The sequence below is a fragment of the Tsukamurella sp. TY48 genome (assembly GCF_019656655.1).
GTDB classification, from domain to species: domain Bacteria; phylum Actinomycetota; class Actinomycetes; order Mycobacteriales; family Mycobacteriaceae; genus Tsukamurella; species Tsukamurella strandjordii.
Genome location: NZ_BPMV01000002.1, coordinates 1,043,591 through 1,062,033, shown reverse-complemented (window position 1 = coordinate 1,062,033; position 18,443 = coordinate 1,043,591). Strand labels below are relative to the sequence as shown.

Genomic DNA, 18,443 nt, shown 5'->3' with positions numbered 1-18,443 from the left:
TCCAAGCTAGGGTTGCCGTCGTGACTGAGAACGCGAACTCCCCGGCGCAGACGATCGCGGCCGGCTACAACTTCACGGGACCGGCCCTCGAGCTCGGCACGGTCCTGGTGGACGGCACCGTCGACCCGTCGGCCAAGGTGCGTATCCCCCTGGCCATGATGAACCGCCACGGCCTCGTGGCCGGCGCCACCGGTACCGGCAAGACGAAGACGCTGCAGCTCATCGTCGAGCAGCTCTCGGCGAACGGTGTTCCCGTGGTCCTCGCCGACATCAAGGGCGATCTCGCCGGTCTGTCCAAGCCCGGCGAGGCGAACGACAAGACCACCGCCCGCGCCGCCGACACCGGTGACGACTGGAAGCCTGCCAACGTGCCCACGGAGTTCGTCTCCCTCGGCACCACCGGCGTGGGAGTCCCGATCCGCGCGACGATCAGCTCCTTCGGCCCGATCCTGCTGTCGAAGGTCTTGGGGCTGAACGCCACCCAGGAGTCGACCCTCGGCCTGATCTTCCACTGGGCCGATCAGAACCAGCTCGAACTGCTGGACCTGAAGGACCTGCGTTCGGTGATCCAGTACCTCACCTCGGCCGAGGGTAAGGCAGATCTGGAGGGCATCGGCGGCGTCAGCAAGCAGACCGCCGGAGTCATCCTGCGCGCCCTGGTGAACCTCGAAGCCGAGGGCGGCGATACCTTCTTCGGCGAGCCCGAGATCGACATGGGCGACCTACTGCGCACCGCAGGCGGACAGGGCGTGGTCACCCTCTTCGAGCTGGGCGATCAGGCCTCGCGGCCCACCCTGTTCTCCACCTTCCTCATGTGGGTGTTGGCCGACCTGTTCCAGTACCTGCCCGAGGCGGGAGACCTGGACAAGCCCAAGCTCGTCTTCATCTTCGACGAGGCGCACCTGCTGTTCGCCGACGCCAGCAAGGCGTTCAAGGATCAGGTCGAGCAGACGGTGAAGCTGATCCGCTCGAAGGGCGTGGGCGTGTTCTTCTGCTCGCAGTTGCCCACCGACATCCCCAACCCGGTGCTCAGCCAGCTCGGCGCGCGCATCCAGCACGCGCTGCGCGCCTTCACGCCCGAGGATCAGGCCGCACTGTCGAAGACGGTGAAGACCTACCCGACCTCGCCCGCGTACAAGCTCGATGAGGCGCTCACCAGCCTCGGCATCGGCGAGGCGATCGTGACCGTGCTCTCGGACAAGGGCGCGCCGACGCCGGTGGCGTGGACCCGCCTGCGGGCCCCGCGCTCGCTGATGTCGGCGATCGGCGACGATGCGATCCGCTCTGCGGCACAGGCGTCTCCGTTGTGGGGCAAGTACTCGCAGACGGTGGACAATCTCTCGGCGTTCGAGAAGCTGTCGCAGAACGCTCAGCAGGCTCAGCAGGAGAACGCGCCCGCCGAGCAGGCGCCCCCGCCGCCGCCCGCACCGAAGAAGGAGGAGGACGAGTCCGGCTGGGTCTCCGACGTGATGAAGAACCCGGCGGTCAAGTCCTTCCTGCGGTCCGCTGCGTCCAGCGCCGGTCGCGAGCTCTCCCGCAGCATCTTCGGCACCAAGCGTCGCCGCTGATCGATCACCGCACACGAAAGTCCGGTCATTCGTCCTCACGATTGTGAAGACGAATGACCGGACTTAGTTGTTGCTGGCCGCTACTTCTTCTTCGCCGCGGCGCGGAGGATCTCCAGCTCGTGGTCCGGCACCAATGCGTTCGGAAGGATGTCGTACAACAGGCCGGCCTTGTATCGGCATACGACGACCGAGGCCACCTTGCGGACCTTCCCGATCGCCGCGTAGTCGACTATCTCGGTGTGGATCGGGGTGACCAGGATGAATCCGTCGGATCCGAATCCTGAGGCCCACACGGCCCCCGGTGCCGCAAGTGCCGTGGTCGACCGCCTATAGCGCGCTAGATAGTACAGGTAGACGATCACGAGGACCACGGCGAGGACGGCCACGTTCTCCGCGGCATCGCGGGCGCCGTAAAGGAGGGCACGTCTCGTCAACAACGCAACGCACACCAAGTAGACCGCCCACATCGGCTTGTTCCAGATCATGCTGAGTGCGAGGGAGTGCGCTGCCCTCCATGCCGCATGCTTGTCGGCGACCCAGGTGTACTGGATCGCGGGGAACGGCCGATGCGGCAGCTGAGGAGCCGGAGCCGCGGGGTGCATCAGTTACCCGCGAGCTTCTTGTACACCTGTCCGACGATCGGAGCCATGATGCGGCGCGGGGTGTAGAAACCGGCCAGCGACATGCCCTTCGAGAGCAGGCCGGGCACGATGCGCATCTGGTTCTTCTCCAATGCATCGATGGAGATCCGCGCGGTGTATTCGGTGTTGACCCAGAGGAATTCGGGAACGACCTTCTCCACGGTGGAGCGGTCCTCCGGATCGGGCAGCTCGGTGCGCACGGGGCCGGGGGCGAGCAGGGTGACGTGCACGCCCAGCGGCTTCACCTCGCCACGCAGCGACTCGGAGAAGGTGTTCGCGAAGGCCTTCGAGGCGGCGTAAGTGGCGTTGTTCGGGATCGGCATGTTGCCCGCCGCCGAGCCGGTGATCAGGATGCCGCCGGCGCCGCGCTTGACCATCTGCGGGAGCACGGCCAGCGTCAGGTCGTGCACCGCATTGGCGTTGAGTTCCAGCTGCGCGCGCTCGTAATCGGCGTCCAGGTCGATCACCTTGCCGAAGGTCGCGGTGCCCGCGTTGTTGCACAGGATCGAGATCTCGCGACCCGACAGCTCCTTGCAGAGCTCGCCGCGCGCCGTGGGATCCGAGAGGTCCACGCCCCGCACCTCGGCCTCGACGCCGAACTGCTCGCGGAGCTTGGCCGCCAGCTCCTCCATGGGACCGGTGCTGCGCGCGACCAGGATCACGGAGTGGCCGCGGCGCGCGAGTTCGGTGGCGAGCGCCACGCCGATGCCGGAGGAACCGCCGGTCACGACGGCGCGGGCGGACGAATTGGGTGCGGGTACTGGCATGGGTCCCGATCGTAACGGAGCGCCGGGGGAGGTTTCGATCACGCTGGACCTGGTGTGACGCGTCTTCGAGTGGCGACCCGCACCAACCTCGTTTAGGTTAGCCTCACCATTTCCGATTCAAGCAAAGGTCAACGAAATGAATCGCTGGGCGCCGTACTACCTCTCCGCCCTCCGCATCGTGGTGGGCGTGCTCTTCGCGCTGCACGGAGCTGCCACCTACTGGGGATTCCTCGGAGGCAAGCAGTCCAGCCCGGAGGTCTTCGCGTGGCCCTCCTGGTGGGGCGCGCTGATCCAACTCGCCGGAGGCCTGCTGATCGCCTTCGGCCTGGCCACGCGCCCGGCGGCGATCATCGCCTCCGGCTCCATGGCGTACGCCTACTTCGCCTACCACGCGGGCGACGGCCTCTCGCCGCTCGCCAACAACGGCGAGCTGTCGGTCCTGTACTGCTGGGTCCTGCTGCTCTTCGCCTTCACCGGTCCGGGGCCGATCAGCCTGGACGCTCTGATCGGCCGCGCCCGGAACGGCGATCCGGCGCCCGCCGCGCAGAAGGATGCGGCAGAGTCGACGGTATGACCGTCGCAGTCCCCGAAGCAGCCCGCGTCCTGCTCGACCAGCCACTCGTCGTTGATCTCGCCACCGTCCGCCCGGACGGCGCACCGCAGGTGAACCCGATGTGGTTCCTGTTCGAGGACGGCCTGATCTGGTTCACGCACACCGACTACCGGCAGAAGTTCCGCAATCTGCAGCACGAGCCGCGGGTGGCGATCTCGATCCTGCCCGAGGGCGATCCGTACAACTATCTGGAGATCCGTGGCGGGCTCGAGCGCATCGAGCCCGACCCCACGGGTTCGCTGTACACCCGCCTCGCCGAGCGGTACGGCCAGGGGTCGATCGTGCCGCCGGACGCGGCGGACCGCGTGAAGATCGCGATCCGCCCCACCCGGTTCAGCGGTAACGCCCTGAAGAAGTAGCTACAGCGCGGCGGCCACCTCGGTGCCCTGCCGGATCGCGCGCTTGGCGTCCAGCTCGGCGGCCAGGGCCGCCCCGCCGATCACGTGCGCCGTGACGCCGCGCTCACGCAGCGCGTCGTCGAGGTCGCGCACCGACTCCTGGCCGGTGCACAGGATCACCGTCTCGACGTCGAGTACGCGGGCGTCCTTGCGGTCCTCGCCGAAGCTGATGTGCAGGCCGGCGTCGTCGACCTTCTCGTAGTTCACGCCCGAGATCTGCTCGACCTTCTTCATCTTCACCGAGGCGCGGTGCACCCAGCCGGTGGTCTTGCCGAGGCCGATCCCCTGCGGGGTGGTCTTGCGCTGCAGCAGGTACACCTTCGAGCGGGTCGACGGTGCCGGGTTCGGCTTGGTGACGAAGCCGGGCACGTCGCCCTGGCGGGTGACGCCCCACTCGGCGTTCCACTCGTCGAGGTGCAGGGTGGGGGACTTGTCGGTGGTCACGAACTCCGCGACATCGAAGCCGATGCCGCCGGCGCCCATGATCGCCACGGTGTCGCCGATCTGCTTGCGGCCACTGATCGCCTCGGCGTAGGTGATCACCTTCGGGTGATCGACGCCGGGGAAGGAGGGCACGCGCGGCACCACGCCGGTCGCGATGATCACCTCGTCGAACTTGCCGGCGAGATCGTCGACGCCGGCCTCGGTGTTCAGGTGCACGGTGACCTGGTTCCGGTCCAGCATCGTGGTGAAGTACCGGATGGTCTCGTTGAACTCTTCTTTGCCGGGGATCTTCGCGGCGTAGCCGAACTGGCCGCCGATGTGCTCGCTGGCCTCGAAGAGCTCCACCTTGTGACCGCATTCCGCTGCGCTGACGGCGGCCGAGAGCCCGGCCGGTCCGGCGCCGACCACGGCGACTCGCTTGGCCGAACGCGTCGGCGCGAGAACGAGATCCGTCTCGCGGCCCGCGCGCGGGTTCACCAGGCAGGAGACCTTCTTGTGCACGAAGGCGTGATCGAGGCAGGCCTGATTGCAGCCGATGCAGGTGTTGATCTCGTCGGCGCGCTCCTCACGGGCCTTGTTCGCCCACTCGGGGTCGGCGAGCAGGGGGCGCGCGATCTGCACCAGCTGCGCATCGCCGCGATCGAGGATCTCCTCGGCGGTGGCGGGCATGTTGATCCGGTTCGCCGCGCACACCGGGATGTTCACGGCGCGGGTGACGTCCGCGGTGAAAGCCGCGAAGGCCGCACGCGGCACCGAGGTCACGATGGTGGGTACGCGGGCCTCGTGCCAGCCGATATCGGTGTTGAGGATGTCGACGCCCGCCGCCTCCAGCCTGTGCGCCAGCGAGATGATCTCGTCGCGGGTCTGGCCGTCCTCCACGAAATCGGCCATCGACAGCCGGAAGACGATGATGAAGTTCTCGCCGCAGCGCTTGCGGATCTCCTTGACGATCTCCACCGGGAAGCGCTGCCGGTTCTCGGCGGAGCCGCCCCACTTATCGGTGCGCTTGTTGGTGCGTGCCGCGAGGAACTGGTTGATCAGGTAGCCCTCGCCGCCCATCACCTCGACACCGTCGTAACCGGCCTTCTGGGCGGTGCGCGCGGCGTTCCCGAAGTCCTTGATGGTCTTGCGCACCTCGAGGTCGTGCATCGCCCGCGGCTTGAACGGGTTGATGGGCGCCTTGATCGCACTCGCCGAGGCGCTCAGCGGGTGGTACGAGTAGCGGCCGGCGTGCAGGAGCTGCATCGCGATCTTGCCGCCCTCGGCGTGCACCGCGTCGGTCACCCGCTTGTGCAGGATCGCGTCGATCGGGCTGGACATCTTGGCGCCGGCGGGCAGCAACCAACCGGTGATGTTGGGGGAGTATCCACCGGTGATGATCAGGCCCACACCGCCTTTGGCGCGGGCGGCGAAGTAGGCGGCCAGCTTGCCCAGGTCCCAGGGCAGGTCTTCGAGGCCGGTGTGCATCGAGCCCATCACCACGCGGTTCTTCAGTGTGGTGTGGCCCAGATCGAGGGGCTCGAACAGAAGCGGGTACTTGCTGGTCATGGGCGAGTTCCTTATTCGGCTGAGATGGACTGGAGCTGAGTTGCTGCAGGGGTGAGGGCTGCCAGGACCTCGTCGAGCCATTCGACGGTGCCCTGCTCGGAGAGCACGCCGCCGCGCAGCACCAGGTACTGCTGGAGCGCCGTGCCGGAAAGGGTGCCGGGGTCGGGGTAGTCGTCGCTCTCGAAGGTGCGGAACAGGGCGGCCCGGTCGGCGTGCAGATCGCGGATCCGCCGGATCTCGGCGGTCAGGTCGGGGAGGTCCGACGGTGCGGCTCCCCGGATCTTGGTGGCGAGTTCGCGGCGATCGGTGACGTCCTTGCCCGGTGTGCGGATCCACTCCGAGAGGGCGGCACGGCCCGCCTCGGTGATGGAGTACACCTTCTTATCGGGCTTACCGTCCTGCGCCTGTTCGACGAAGGTGACCAGCCCGCTCTCGGTCATCCGCCCCAGCGTCTTGTAGATCTGCTGGTGCGAGGCCCGCCACCAGTGCCCGATGGACCGATCGAAGCGCCGGGTGAGCTGATACCCGGTGCCGGATCGCTCGCTCAGGGACACGAGCAGCGCATGTTCGAGGGCCACGCCGCCGACGCTACGCCGCAGCGACGCGCTATGCAACTAGTTGCAGTGCGCGTGAATGCGTATCAACGGCGGAGTGTGCCGGCCTGGAACGCCGTCTCCTCGTTCCCCAGCGCCCAGGCGTGCCAGCGCTCCCATGCCGCCACCGAGCGACGTTGCCACGCGCGGTCCACGGCCGGACTCAGATGTCGCGCCGCCTCGATCCCCGCGATGAACGGGAATCGTGCCGCCAGGTAGGCCACGCCCGGCAGTGACGGAGGAAGGCGGAACAATCGGCGGTTCCACGGCAGCATGAACAGCCGGGTGTGGCCGGCCTGGACCGTCGCGTGCCAGCGGGAGCGCGCGCGATCGCGCCGTGCCTGGCCCGGCTGCGGAGCGAAAGCCGGGACGAACGATTCGACGAGTTCCGTTCCAGCCGAACCGGAATCGTGTGAACGAGAGGCGTCGAACATGTACAGCAGGCGCAGCCCGTCGGCCACCGTCGACGGGAAGATGGCATCCGCCCGAGCGCCGAGCAGGTGGCCGAGGTAGCGGTTGAAGTGCAGCGCCGCGCGGATCTCGGCAGGGGAGGTGAGGTATCCGAGCGCGTACAGCCCGCTCGCCGGTCCGACGCTGCCGCCGAGCAGCGTGAGCAGCATTTCGGCCTGGCTGATCGGCAGGCCCCACCGCTGCGCGTCCCACTCCGGATGGCGCTGGACGCCGCGGCGAACCGAGACGTGCATGATCCGCACCCGCATCGACAGGCTGCGGCCGAGCGAACCCGGGGTGACCAGCGCGCCGGGCCGGCTCACCTCGATCCACCAGCGGCTCGTCTCCAGGAAGCGGTGCAGGGCCGAGGCCCCCGCGTAACCGCCGGACAGTGAGAGCGGCACCGCGAGCGAGCCCTCGGTGTATGTGTCCAGCGTGCCCGCATTGCCGACGGCTCCCAGGTCGTAGCCCCACCGTCGCCACACGGCGGCGCCCTGCTCGATCAGTGCGGGATCCACCCAGTCGGGAACCGTCTCGAACTGCTCGAACAGCTCGCGCGCGGCGCGCTCGGTCCCGGGATCGAGATCCACCGTGGGCAGCGCGGCATCGATGCCCTCGGCCAGCGCGAGATCCACGAGGGCGCGAGTGCCCTCCGGTCCGAGATCGCCGTAGGTGGTCGCGTCGACGAATCGTTCGGCCTCGGGGTCGCCGACGGTGCGCAATCGTGCGAACTCCTCTCCGACACCGTCGGCGGGGAAGAGGTCGACGCCGGTCATGCGGAGCACCGCGTCCCGGACACGACGATGGCCGCCGCGCGTGCGGGCGGTCTCCCAACGGAAGGCGGTGGGCGTCACGGCACCAGGCTAGCAACGCCGACAACTAGTGTTGTCGAAATGACGGAGTCGGGGCGCGTCCGGTGCCTCCGCTAATATCGCTACGCCAAGCCTCCGTAGCTCAGTTGGATAGAGCAAGGGCCTTCTAATCCCTAGGTCGCAGGTTCGATTCCTGCCGGGGGCGCTCGAGAAAGACCAGCGCACCTGAGGTCCCGCGTCAGGAATGGGCCCGCTGGGCGCTGGGCCCGGTGCCGGCGAGCATCACCTCGTCGACGACGGCATCGCTGAGGGCGAGCACATCGTCGGCCTCGCCGGCGTACACGATCCGGCTGGTGCCGAGGACCCGGAGGGCACCGTCGACGAACGCCCCGGTCTCGACCACGAAGAAGTCCGCTCCGCCCCGCTGGGTGTGCTCCACCAGGCGCGCGCCGATATCGATCCGCTCGCCGATCCGCGGGTGCTCGATGTAGGTGTACGACTGTCCGGCATGCAGGATGCGCGACATGTTGGGGCTGCTGATCGCCTGGGACACGACGGCGGCCACCGCGTGCAGGGTCGGCGCGGCGAGCAGCGTCGAGGGCACCGGGGTGTCGTCCGGCGGTATCCCGAGCGACGGTGACGGCGTGTGCCAGCAGCCCGTGGCGCGGCCGAAACTGCGCACGCCCTCGGTGGTCACCTGGAATGCGTCACTGAACCAGACTTCCCAGGGGCTGTGAGAGTCGGTGGGCTGAGTACTATCATCCACAGGTTGGTTTTATAGGAGTCCGGGCGCGCTGCCAAATCGGGCGCAGCCGCCCTCCGTGCGTAGCTGCAAACATCGGACTCCGTTGTGGCGCATTCCCGCTGGACGATCGTACCGCCGTGGTGACGGCGGTCACGACGCGACCGTGGAGTGAATTACCGCTGCTGGTTGCAGGTGGGATCGTCGGCGCGGTCGAGATACATCTGCGTCGACGAGAGGGTGGGCGAGAGGAACCGCATGTGCCGGAGCAGGGCATCGGGCAGCGGTTGGATCGGCTGGGCGTAAGTCGTGCCGTCCGCGGTGCTGCGCGCCGAGACCACGAACGAACCGGCGTGATCGGAGTTGAATCCGCCGTACACCTGCATCGCCCGGGCGAGCATGAGCTGGAACGGCGAGAGCCCGAACTGCGTGAGGTCGAGACTCGGATCGAGCTGGATCCGGGTGCCCTGCGGGACGCCACCCATCGTGGAACCGTCGGATCGGGTGCCGGGGTAGACGTAGGTGGGGGCGCCTTCGGGCAGGGCGTATCGCACCGCGTGGTCGATCACTCCGGACTGCACGTCCTGGGGAGTGATCATGCCTGCCAGGTAGGAGATCTCACCGCCGGCGTGCGACGGTCCGGCGGTGTGTCCGCCCGATCCTGTGTACGCCTTGTAGGTGGCCTGGGCGATGGCGGTCTTGGTGACCGGATTGAAGCTCTGGAACTCGTAGAGGCAGCCCGTCGCATCGTCGATCACCGACAGGTGCGCATCCGCATCGCGGGTGGGCCGGTACGACGGCAGGTACGGGATGGTCACCTTGCGATTGGTGTTCGTCACGGTGATCTCCGTGGTCGGCGTTCCGGGCGGCGCGTTGTACACGGTGGTCGTCCAGTCGGTGCTGTTGACGAACATCCCGTCGTTGCCGCCGTCCAGGGTGTTGACCCAGCCCGCGCTCCGGGGGTCCACCGCCGCGCCGGGCGGGATCGGCTGGTTCCACGGGGAGTCGGCTGCGAAGTAGTTGCCGTTGTTCGATGCGGGGCCGGGCGTTGCACGTGGAAGGGAGATACCGAAGTGCGCGATTCCGGAGGTGTTGACGTAGGTAGCGCGCACCTGGTGCGGTCCGCGCGTCATCGTCCGCTGGATGTTGGTGGTTCCCCACTGCGGCGACCATTTGTCGACGACGAGTGCATCGTCGATCCACACGCGAGCACCCACATTGCCCAGGGTGGTCGAGACGATGTAATCCGCTGTCGCGGGGAAGTCGACGGTCCCGGTGTACTCGACCGAGAAGTTGTCGGCGTTCACGCCCGGGAGTGGAGATCCGGTGAACGAACCGCCGGGGCCGTTCTCGCACTGGGTGGCGACCGGGGTGCCCGTGGCGGTGGTGTTGTTGAAGTATCTCGCCCGGAATTGGTTGGGGGGACACATCTCCGGAGCCCCGGCATCGTCCACGGTGACCGACGCGACGTAGAGGTTCCGGTCGCACCGGAACAACGCGAAGTAGTCGTTCGCATACTCGATCGTGAGCGTGTTCGCGCCGGGCGGCACCGAACCGCTCAGCGGATAGGTCGCCCACGAAGCGGAGTTCACGTCGATCGTTCCCACGACCGTCCCGCCCACCCTCACGGTGGCGATGGGTGATCCGCTGCAGAGGTCGGCCCGCGCCCGGACCGCGAGGGTGGCCGTCCCGGTGGGGGCGATCGGCATCGAGATGGTGCCGTTGTTCGAGAGCCGCATGACGGTGCCCGCACTCGAGTCGTAGGTGGGGCCGCCCGCGTACAGCGAGCTCGCCCGCATCGATCCGGCGGGGACTGTGGTCTGCGCTGCGGAGGCGGTGCCGGCAACGGCGGTCGTCACGAGTAGGGCGGCGACGGCGGGCGCGGTCAGGCGTAACGGAAGGTTTCGGCGGGTCATGGCGGGCTCCTCAGGTGCTCACTGTCTTGAAGCATCGATGCCCGCCGGCGCTCACTCGATCGCCGCGCGGAAATCGCCCATCGAGTGCCTTTCTATCACAATAACCCCACAAGTAACATCAATCATAATGTGTTGTGCGGACTTTCGGTGTTCTCCTTCAGGGCTGCGACCGCCGTCCCTCGCCGCGTGCGAAACGCGCAAAAGAACGGGAATCGCGCACAAGCGCGCGCTGTGCCGCCGCTCACCCCGATGCTCCTCTGTGACCACGATCACTGTGCGAGGAGATGGATGATGTTGACAGCCCTGGGACTGACGATGGTGGCGGCCTTCATGGCCGTCATCATGACCCGCCGAGCGACACCGATCGTGGCGTTGATCGCCGTGCCGGTGGTCTTCGGGCTCCTCGCGGGCGCCGGAACCGGGATCGGGAAGATGATTACCGACGGCATCAAAGATCTCGCGCCCACGGCGGCGATGCTGTTCTTCGCGATCGTCTTCTTCGGCGTCATGATCGATGTCGGCCTGTTCGACCCGGTCGTGCGGGCGGTGGTGCGCCTGGTGCGCGACGATCCGGCCCGGCTGGTGATCGGCACGGCGGTGCTCGCCGCCGTGGTCTCCCTCGACGGGGACGGCTCGACCACCTTCATCGTGACCACCTCCGCGCTGCTCCCGCTGTACCTCAAGCTCGGTGTGAGTCCCGTCGTGCTCACGGTGGTCGCGGGCCTGGCGAACGGCACCATGAACATCTTGCCGTGGGGCGGCCCGACCGCACGAGCCGCGGCGGCGCTGAAGATCTCGCCGTCGGAGGTCTTCGTGCCGATGATCCCGTCGCTGATCGCAGGCATGGTGCTGGTCTTCGCCTTCGCCTGGCACCTGGGACTGATGGAGCGCAAGCGAATCGGAACGATCACCGTGCGCGAGAGCGTCCTCGCCGGCGTCGGCGGCGGTATCGGCGGCGGGGCGGCGGGAAGCGGCGGCTCCTCCGGCGCAACCGGATCGGACCGTCCGGCAGTCGCCGAAGAGCCGGGCGATTCGGCCCTGACGCCCATCTCCGGCGCGTTCGCCCGGCCGAAGCTGCTGTGGTTCAACGCCGCCCTCACCGCAGCCCTGCTGTCGGTGCTCACGCTCGACCTGCTGCCCATCCCGGTGCTGTTCATGATCGCCGCCGCGATCGCCCTCATCGTGAACTTCCCGAAGGTCGCCGAGCAGCAGGAGGCCATCACCCGGCACTCGAAGTCGATCGTCTCCGTGGTGGGCATGGTCTTCGCCGCGGCCGTGCTCACCGGTGTCTTCAAGGGCACCGGCATGGTCGAGGCGGTCGCCGCGTGGGTCACCGGCATCATCCCGTCCTCGATGGGGCCGCACCTCGCGGTGATCACCGGCGTGCTGTCGATCCCCTTCACCTTCCTGATGTCCAACGACGCCTTCTACTTCGGGATCCTGCCCGTGCTGTCGGAGACCGCGAGCCACTACGGCATCAGTGCGGCCGAGATGGCACGCGCCTCCATCACCGGGCAGCCCTTCCACATGCAGAGCCCCCTGGTTCCCGCGATCCTGCTGCTCGTCGCCCTCGCCGGTGTGGGCCTGGCCGATCATCACAAGAAGGTGCTCTGGCGGGCCGCGGCCGTGTCCATCCTCATGCTCGTGGTCGGTGTGGGACTCGGTCAGATCCCCTTCTGATCGGGTGCCCGATGGCTACGCTGTCCCAATGCCCGGGCTCCGGCTGCGCACGCAGATCCTCCTACTCCAAGTAGTGATCCTGGTGGCCAGCCTGGCCGCCGGTTTCGGATTGGTGCTGCACCGGGTGGACACCGAGACGCGTGGTGAGCACGCTCAGCGGGCACGGGTGATCGCCGAGACGGTGGCCTCCGACACCGACGTCCGCGCGGCCGCCGCCGCGCAATCGGAGGCACGTCGCGCGGGCCGTCCGGCGACCGCCGAACAACTCGCCGCCACCCCACTCCAGCGGCAGGCGGCCGACATCACCCAGCGCACCGGCGTGCTCTTCGTGGTGATCGCCGACGACGCGGGGTACCGGATCGCGCATCCCGATGCCACGCAGCTCGCGAAACCGCTCAGTACCGATCCGACCACGGCGCTCGCGGGCCAGGTCGAGATGACCGTGCAGAAGGGAACACTCGGCGATTCGGTGCGGTCGAAGGCGCCGGTCTACGGCGCAGACGGGCGCGTCGTCGGGTTGGTCAGCGTGGGCATCTCGACGCACACGGTCACGGCTGCGGCCCGCCGGAACCTCCTGCTGCTGATCGGGGTCGTCGTCCTGGCCTTCGTGATCGGGCTGGTCGGTTCCGCGTTGCTGGCCCGACGGTGGCGTCGCCTCACCCTCGGGCTCGAGCCCGAGGAGATGGCGGAGCTCATCCGGGAGCAGGACGCCGTCCTGCACTCGGGTTCCGAGGGCGTGATCGCCATCGATGCCGACGGGATAGCGCGCGTGATCAATCCGCGTGCTCGCGAGCTGCTCGGGGTCACCGCCGAACCGGGCACTCCACTGGGGGAGCTGGGACTCACCGAGCGCGTGGCCGCGGTGGTCGCCGCACCTGCGGCGGCGCCCGTGGCCGCCGCCGTCAACGAGCGGGTCGTCCTGGTGTCCTCGCGGCGCGTGCAGCGCGGCGACGCCGATCTCGGAACCGTGCTCACCGCCGTCGACCGCACCGATGTCGAACAGCTCACCCGGGAACTGGATTCCGTGCAGGCGATGAGTTCCGCACTGCGGGCCCAACGCCACGAGGCGGCCAACCGCATCCACGTGGTCTCGGGCCTGCTGCGCGACGGACGTACGGAGGAGGCGCTCGCCTACCTCGACGAGCTCACCGGCCATTCCGGCGTCGCACCGGTGCCCGGCATCGACCGGCTCGATGAGCCGCACCTGCGAGCCTTCGTCGCCGCGAAGGCCGCGCGGGCCCGCGAACGCGGTGTCACCCTGCGCGTCGGCGCCGACACGGGCGTGCTCGGCACCCTCGCGCATCCCGTCGACACCACCACGCTCGTCGGGAATCTGCTGGACAATGCGATCGATGCGGCCGCCGACGGCCAGGAACCCAGGGAGGTGGAACTCGACGTGCTCTCCGGCGGAGACGAATTGGCCATCGTGGTCACCGATAGTGGACCGGGATTCACGGTGGCCGACCCCTTCGCCGAGGGGGTCACCACACGCGTGGACCCGACGGTGCCCGGCGGTCGCGGCCTCGGGCTCGCCATCGCCCGCCAGGTGGCGCGCGGGCACGGGGGAGAGGTGACCGTCTCGTCGCGCGGCGGCCCCTCGTCGAGCGAACCGACCACGGTGATCGCCACGCTGCCGGCGGGGGTGCGCGCCGATGCGTCCTGAACTCCGCGTCCTGGTGGTCGACGACGATTTCCGCGTCGCCGCCCTGCACGCCAAGATCGTCGACACGATGAGTGGGCTCGCCACCGTGGGATCGGCGCGCACCCTGTCCGAGGCCCGCGCGCTGGTGGCCCGGGAGGAGATCGACCTCGCGCTCGTCGACGTCTACCTCCCGGACGGATCCGGCATCGACCTGGTGCGCGAGCTGCGGGCCGATGCCTTCGTCCTCGGGGCCGCGGACGACGCGGCCAGCGTCCGTGCGGGATTCGCCGCCGGGGCCCTGCAGTACCTGATCAAGCCCTTCCCGGCGACCGAACTGGCCCGCCGCCTGGGCGCGTACACCGCGTACCGCCGGATCCTGGACACCGGCGAGGTGACGCAGGAGCAGGTGGACGCCGCCGCGGCGGTGCTGCGCTCCGAACGCGCCGTGCCCCGCCGGGACGAGGGCGCATCCGTCACCGAACGGGGGATCGTCGACATCCTGCGGGCCGCGGCGGAGCCGATGCTCGCGGACGAGATCGCCGCAGCCGTCGGCGTCTCGCCCGCCACCGCCCGGCGCTACCTGGCGGAGCTGGTGCGCGACGGCACGCTCACGATGGCCCTGCAGTACGGCGCGACCGGGCGTCCCCGGCAGCGGTACGCGCTCGCATGAGCGGCTCCGCGAAGATGCGACCGCATGCGCGGCCGCTCGTTAGGATCCTTCGCATGAGAACGAATCGGTGGATGATGTCCGGTATCGCGATCGCCGTGGGTGCGGCGGTCGCCGTGGCACCCGCCACCGCGGCTCCGGACTGGTCCGGCCTGGACGCCGCGAACTACGCGGGCCACGTGCCCGCTCGCGGAGGAAAGCTGATCACATCCGTGCCGCTCGCCCCTGCCCTGTCGCTGCCCGGGGCGGGCACGGCCAAGCGCGTGCTCTATTCCACCACCGATCAGCACGGACGCCCGGCCACCAGTACGGGCGCGATCTTCACGCCGAAGGGCACACCGCCGGAGGGCGGATGGCCCGTGATCGCCTGGGCGCACGGCACCGTCGGCCTCGGCGACAGCTGCGCACCGTCGGCGAACCCGCGGTCCGAGCGCGACGCGCAGTACCTGGGCCACTGGTTGCAGCAGGGCTACGCCATCGTCGCCTCCGACTACGCCGGCCTGGGTACCCCTGGCCTGATGAGTTACCTCAACAGCGTCGCCACGGCGCACAGCGTGGTCGACTCCGTGGTGTCCGCGCAGGGCGACCCCTCGCTGAAGCTGGCCAAGAAGTGGGCCATCGTGGGCCAGTCGCAGGGCGGCGCCGCGGCGGTGAACAGCGCGCGGTGGGCGACCCGGTTCAGCGAGGGCAGCGGCCTCGACTACCGCGGGGTGGTCTCCACCGGGACGCCGTTCAAGATCGAGGAGATCATCAAGAAGGCGGGCCCGAACCTGAAGCTCCCGGCCGGTCTCGGATCCGCGGCCACGGCGTACACCGCGTACATCCTCGCGGGCTTCCGCGAGGCCAACCCCGCGATCGACGTCGACTCCGTGCTGAGCCAGCAGGGGAGGGCAGCCGCCGCCAAGGCCGAAGTCCAATGCTATGCGCAGCTGAGCGATTCGCTCACGGGAGTCACACCCACCAGCTACTTCACCAAGGACCTGACCACCCTCCCGGGGGCCGCCGAGGCGGTCGACCGGTACATGGGCACGCCCACCTCGGGCTACGACCGGCCCGTCTTCCTCGGCGTCGGCCTGCAGGACCGCGACGTGCCCGTCGAATCGTCGATCGCGCTCGCCGCCGCACTGCGCAAGAGCGGGGCACAGGTGGAACTGCACCAGTACCCGAACGCCGACCACAGCGGGGCGGTGCTCGAATCGATGAAGGACTCCACCCCGTTCCTCGCACGGATCATGAAGTAGCCGCTGCTTGACCATGCCCCGACGGCATGGTTTCTCCTGGAGGCACACCACCGACGTCAGGAGAGCGGCATGGCACTGCCCGACACCATCACCATCGAGGAGTTCTTCGACTCGCCCGTCCGTGCGGCCGCGAAGATCTCGCCGGACGGCACCCGGATCGCCTTCCTCGCGCCGTGGGGGAACCGGCTCAACGTGTGGATCGAGGACCTGGACGGCGACTCGCCCGCACGGTGCGTGACGGCCGACTCCACCCGCAGCGTGCAGATGTACTACTGGACCGACGATCCGCGCTGGCTGCTGTACCTGCAGGACGACGGTGGCAACGAGCAGTGGCACATCTACCGGGTGGATCTCGACGATCCCGCCTCGCCCGCGGTCGATCTCACGCCCTTCGACGGGGCGACCGCCTTCCTCATGGAACTGCCGCCGTCGCGGCCGGGCGTCGCGATCGTTTCCCTCAACTCCCGCAAGGTGGACGAGTTCGACGTCTACGAGCTCGACATCGCCACCGGCGAACTGACCCTCGTGGAGCGCAACCCCGGGAACGTGGCCGGGTGGGTGTACGGACCGGGCGGAAACCTGTTCGCCGCCACCCAGAACGAGGACGGCGACATCGAGATCTGCCGGTGGGATTCCGGCACCCGCGAGCTCGGGCTCATCGCCCGGTTCGACGGTGCCGACTACCCGCTCGGCATCTTCCCGGTGACCGCCACTCCGGACGGAGACCTGTGGCTCGGCTCCAACACCGGCACCGACCGCACGCGCGTGGTGCGGCTCGACGTCGCGAGCGGCACGGAGATCGAGGTCGACAGTCACCCCACGCTCGATCTCGACACCACGGGGCTGGTCTCGCCCGTGCTGCCCTCGCCGCTGATCCTGGACCGCCGGACCGGTGCACTGCTGGGCGTGCGCTACCTCGGCGAACGACAGGAGATCCACGCGCTCGACGAGGGCTTCGCCACGGTTCTCGCGAACCTCCGGTCGCTGTCCGAGGGGGACATCGGCGCCCTGTCCTCCGATCGCGACGGCGTCCGCTGGGTGGTGTCCTTCGTGCACGACCGCGACCCCGGGGTCACCTACCTCTACGACCATCGGACGGGGAGCTCGCGACTGCTGTTCCGCCCGTTCCCGCACCTGGATCCGGAACGACTCGCCCCGATGCGCCCGGTCGCCATCCCCGCCCGCGACGGCCTCACCCTGCCCGGCTACCTCACCCTCCCCGTCGGAGTGGAGCCCGCCGGACTGCCCTTGGTGCTGCTGGTGCACGGCGGCCCGTGGTTCCGCGACTCCTGGGGCTACCACGGCGACGTGCAGATGCTCGCCAATCGCGGCTACGCCGTGCTCCAGGTGAACTTCCGCGGCTCCACCGGCTACGGCAAGGCCTTCACCAAGGCGGCGATCGGGGAGTTCGCCGGCGCCATGCACGACGACCTCATCGACGGCGTGAACTGGGCGGTCGCGCGCGGCTACGCCGATCCGGCACGAGTGGCGATCTTCGGCGGCTCGTACGGCGGGTACGCGAGTCTGGTGGGGGTGACCTTCACGCCCGAGGTCTTCGCCGCGGCGATCGACTACGTGGGCATCTCGAGCCTGCCGAACTTCATGCGCACCGCACCCGAGATCGCGCGGCCCTACCTGACCAACAACTGGTACCTCTACGTGGGCGATCCGGCGGATCCGGTGCAGGAGGCCGACATGCTGGCGCGCTCACCGATCACGCGCGTCGATCGCATCCGCACCCCGCTCCTGGTGGTGCAGGGCGCCAACGATCCCCGGGTGGTGCAGGCCGAATCCGACAACCTGGTCGAGGCGTTGCGCGCCCGCGGCGGCGATGTCGAGTACATGATCAAATCCGATGAGGGACACGGCTTCGTGAACCCCGAGAACGTGATCGAGATGTACCGCGCCGCCGAGGGCTTCCTGGCCCGTCACCTCGGTGGGCGCGTCGGCGATCAGGTCTGATCGGCCGCGCGGTCCTCCCGCGCGGCGCGGTGCGCGTCCATCAGCCTGCCCAGCCGGGCCAGCACGTCCTGCTGCGCGGGGTTGTACAGGTCGCGCATCGCCTCGGCGACGGTCCGGGCGAAGTGTCCGGCACCCCGCGGGGATTCGGCGGTGGCCGTGGCGATCGCCGGATTGTTCTCGATGAGGTCGATCGAGTGGGGCAGCATCCGTTCGGCGAGCGCCTGCCGGGTGGCGTCGTCCGAGTCGACGGTGAGCGCGTCGAACTCCGGTGTCGGATCGGCGGGCGGCTTCAGCTTCGACGAGTAGCGCAGCATATCGGCGTAGGCGGTGATGCCCGACGGTCCGAGCACCCGGGTCATCACCACGATCAACGAGCGGTCCGCCTCGGACATACCCTCGGCGAATGCAGCGACCTCGGCCGGGAGGTCGGTGGGCATCTCGTCGCGGTGCATGGTCGCGAGCTCGTCGCGCACCTGCTGCATCCGCTCGATCGACTCCTTCAGCTCCGCGTCCAGCGCGTGCACCGCATCCGCCGTGAGGGTCTGGGCGTCGCCCATCCCGCCGATCTGCTGGAGCGAGAAACCGAGCTCGGAGAGCCGTTTGATCCGGACCAGCCGCAGCAGGTGATCGACCCCGTACTGCTTGTAGCCGTTGCTCTGCCGGATCGGCTCGTCGAGCAGGCCCACGTGGTGGTAGTGCCGGACGGCGCGCACCGTGGTGCCGGCGAGATCCGCCAGCTGCTTGGTGCTCCACGGCATG

General features: G+C 68.8%; 16 protein-coding genes and 1 tRNA gene. 9 read left to right on the top strand and 8 right to left on the bottom strand.

What is annotated here, in order from left to right:
* Nucleotides 1-20: 20 nt before the first annotated feature.
* Nucleotides 21-1,568 (top strand): helicase HerA-like domain-containing protein, encoded by a 1,548-nt coding sequence (locus tag TTY48_RS20780; protein ID WP_220659506.1) that lies wholly within the window; start codon nt 21-23, stop codon nt 1,566-1,568.
* A gap of 80 nt (nt 1,569-1,648) precedes the next feature.
* On the opposite strand, the gene TTY48_RS20775 is transcribed toward TTY48_RS20780, so the two are convergent.
* Both TTY48_RS20775 and cmrA read right to left on the bottom strand, forming a co-directional pair.
* Nucleotides 1,649-2,170, bottom strand: a complete 522-nt coding sequence (locus TTY48_RS20775; RefSeq protein WP_220659505.1) for a hypothetical protein — start codon at nt 2,168-2,170, stop codon at nt 1,649-1,651.
* Complete coding sequence (gene cmrA, locus TTY48_RS20770) at nt 2,170-2,976, bottom strand: mycolate reductase (protein ID WP_220659504.1); 807 nt, start codon at nt 2,974-2,976, stop codon at nt 2,170-2,172. Before cmrA ends, TTY48_RS20775 begins: the two co-directional genes overlap by 1 nt.
* 136 nt (nt 2,977-3,112) lie before the next feature.
* Between cmrA and TTY48_RS20765 the strand changes: the two genes are divergently transcribed.
* Both TTY48_RS20765 and TTY48_RS20760 read left to right on the top strand, forming a co-directional pair.
* Nucleotides 3,113-3,550, top strand: coding sequence for a DoxX family protein (locus TTY48_RS20765; protein WP_220659503.1), 438 nt, complete (start codon nt 3,113-3,115; stop codon nt 3,548-3,550).
* On the top strand, nt 3,547-3,948 hold the full coding sequence (locus tag TTY48_RS20760) for a PPOX class F420-dependent oxidoreductase (RefSeq protein ID WP_220659502.1): 402 nt from the start codon (nt 3,547-3,549) through the stop codon (nt 3,946-3,948). The genes TTY48_RS20765 and TTY48_RS20760 overlap by 4 nt, the downstream gene beginning before the upstream one ends.
* Here the strand turns inward: TTY48_RS20760 and TTY48_RS20755 are convergent, their stop codons facing one another.
* The 3 genes from TTY48_RS20755 to TTY48_RS20745 form a co-directional block, all read right to left on the bottom strand.
* Nucleotides 3,949-5,979, bottom strand: coding sequence for an NADPH-dependent 2,4-dienoyl-CoA reductase (locus tag TTY48_RS20755; protein WP_220659501.1), 2,031 nt, complete (start codon nt 5,977-5,979; stop codon nt 3,949-3,951).
* Nucleotides 5,980-5,990: 11 nt separating this feature from the next.
* Nucleotides 5,991-6,557, bottom strand: a complete 567-nt coding sequence (locus TTY48_RS20750; RefSeq protein ID WP_220659500.1) for a PadR family transcriptional regulator — start codon at nt 6,555-6,557, stop codon at nt 5,991-5,993.
* Between the two features lie 62 nt (nt 6,558-6,619).
* Entirely contained in the window at nt 6,620-7,876 is a 1,257-nt protein-coding gene (locus TTY48_RS20745; RefSeq protein ID WP_220659499.1) for an oxygenase MpaB family protein, read from the bottom strand.
* 89 nt (nt 7,877-7,965) lie between these two features.
* On the opposite strand from TTY48_RS20745, the gene TTY48_RS20740 reads away from it, so the two are divergent.
* A tRNA-Arg gene (locus TTY48_RS20740) sits at nt 7,966-8,039 on the top strand.
* 33 nt (nt 8,040-8,072) lie between these two features.
* Here the strand turns inward: TTY48_RS20740 and TTY48_RS20735 are convergent.
* Entirely contained in the window at nt 8,073-8,531 is a 459-nt protein-coding gene (locus tag TTY48_RS20735) for a MaoC family dehydratase N-terminal domain-containing protein (protein WP_220659498.1), read from the bottom strand.
* 221 nt (nt 8,532-8,752) lie between these two features.
* Entirely contained in the window at nt 8,753-10,492 is a 1,740-nt protein-coding gene (locus TTY48_RS20730; RefSeq protein WP_220659497.1) for a carbohydrate-binding domain-containing protein, read from the bottom strand.
* A gap of 291 nt (nt 10,493-10,783) precedes the next feature.
* On the opposite strand from TTY48_RS20730, the gene TTY48_RS20725 reads away from it, so the two are divergent.
* The 5 genes from TTY48_RS20725 (at nt 10,784) to TTY48_RS20705 (ending at nt 17,684) form a co-directional block, all read left to right on the top strand.
* Nucleotides 10,784-12,172 (top strand): CitMHS family transporter, encoded by a 1,389-nt coding sequence (locus tag TTY48_RS20725; RefSeq protein ID WP_220659665.1) that lies wholly within the window; start codon nt 10,784-10,786, stop codon nt 12,170-12,172.
* A 28-nt stretch (nt 12,173-12,200) separates the two neighbouring features.
* A complete protein-coding gene (locus tag TTY48_RS20720; protein WP_220659496.1) occupies nt 12,201-13,835 on the top strand; it encodes an ATP-binding protein in 1,635 nt (544 codons plus the stop codon).
* Nucleotides 13,825-14,484: a response regulator gene (locus TTY48_RS20715; RefSeq protein ID WP_220659495.1), complete on the top strand. Its 660-nt coding sequence runs from the start codon at nt 13,825-13,827 to the stop codon at nt 14,482-14,484. Before TTY48_RS20720 ends, TTY48_RS20715 begins: the two co-directional genes overlap by 11 nt.
* Before the next feature lie 71 nt (nt 14,485-14,555).
* Entirely contained in the window at nt 14,556-15,722 is a 1,167-nt protein-coding gene (locus TTY48_RS20710) for a S9 family peptidase (RefSeq protein WP_220659664.1), read from the top strand.
* A 69-nt stretch (nt 15,723-15,791) separates the two neighbouring features.
* Nucleotides 15,792-17,684: a S9 family peptidase gene (locus tag TTY48_RS20705; protein WP_220659494.1), complete on the top strand. Its 1,893-nt coding sequence runs from the start codon at nt 15,792-15,794 to the stop codon at nt 17,682-17,684.
* On the opposite strand, the gene TTY48_RS20700 is transcribed toward TTY48_RS20705, so the two are convergent.
* On the bottom strand, nt 17,675-18,442 hold the full coding sequence (locus TTY48_RS20700; protein ID WP_220659493.1) for a MerR family transcriptional regulator: 768 nt from the start codon (nt 18,440-18,442) through the stop codon (nt 17,675-17,677). The genes TTY48_RS20705 and TTY48_RS20700 overlap by 10 nt on opposite strands.
* Nucleotide 18,443 lies beyond the last annotated feature (1 nt).

Coding starts and splice junctions, on each gene's coding strand:
- TTY48_RS20730 (WP_220659497.1), bottom strand. CDS start 10,492: ATGACCCGCCGAAACCTTCCGTTACGCCTGACCGCGCCCGCCGTCGCC.
- TTY48_RS20720 (WP_220659496.1), top strand. CDS start 12,201: ATGCCCGGGCTCCGGCTGCGCACGCAGATCCTCCTACTCCAAGTAGTG.
- TTY48_RS20760 (WP_220659502.1), top strand. CDS start 3,547: ATGACCGTCGCAGTCCCCGAAGCAGCCCGCGTCCTGCTCGACCAGCCA.
- TTY48_RS20725 (WP_220659665.1), top strand. CDS start 10,784: ATGTTGACAGCCCTGGGACTGACGATGGTGGCGGCCTTCATGGCCGTC.
- cmrA (WP_220659504.1), bottom strand. CDS start 2,976: ATGCCAGTACCCGCACCCAATTCGTCCGCCCGCGCCGTCGTGACCGGC.
- TTY48_RS20765 (WP_220659503.1), top strand. CDS start 3,113: ATGAATCGCTGGGCGCCGTACTACCTCTCCGCCCTCCGCATCGTGGTG.
- TTY48_RS20715 (WP_220659495.1), top strand. CDS start 13,825: ATGCGTCCTGAACTCCGCGTCCTGGTGGTCGACGACGATTTCCGCGTC.
- TTY48_RS20775 (WP_220659505.1), bottom strand. CDS start 2,170: ATGCACCCCGCGGCTCCGGCTCCTCAGCTGCCGCATCGGCCGTTCCCC.
- TTY48_RS20705 (WP_220659494.1), top strand. CDS start 15,792: ATGGCACTGCCCGACACCATCACCATCGAGGAGTTCTTCGACTCGCCC.
- TTY48_RS20700 (WP_220659493.1), bottom strand. CDS start 18,442: ATGCCGTGGAGCACCAAGCAGCTGGCGGATCTCGCCGGCACCACGGTG.
- TTY48_RS20710 (WP_220659664.1), top strand. CDS start 14,556: ATGATGTCCGGTATCGCGATCGCCGTGGGTGCGGCGGTCGCCGTGGCA.
- TTY48_RS20755 (WP_220659501.1), bottom strand. CDS start 5,979: ATGACCAGCAAGTACCCGCTTCTGTTCGAGCCCCTCGATCTGGGCCAC.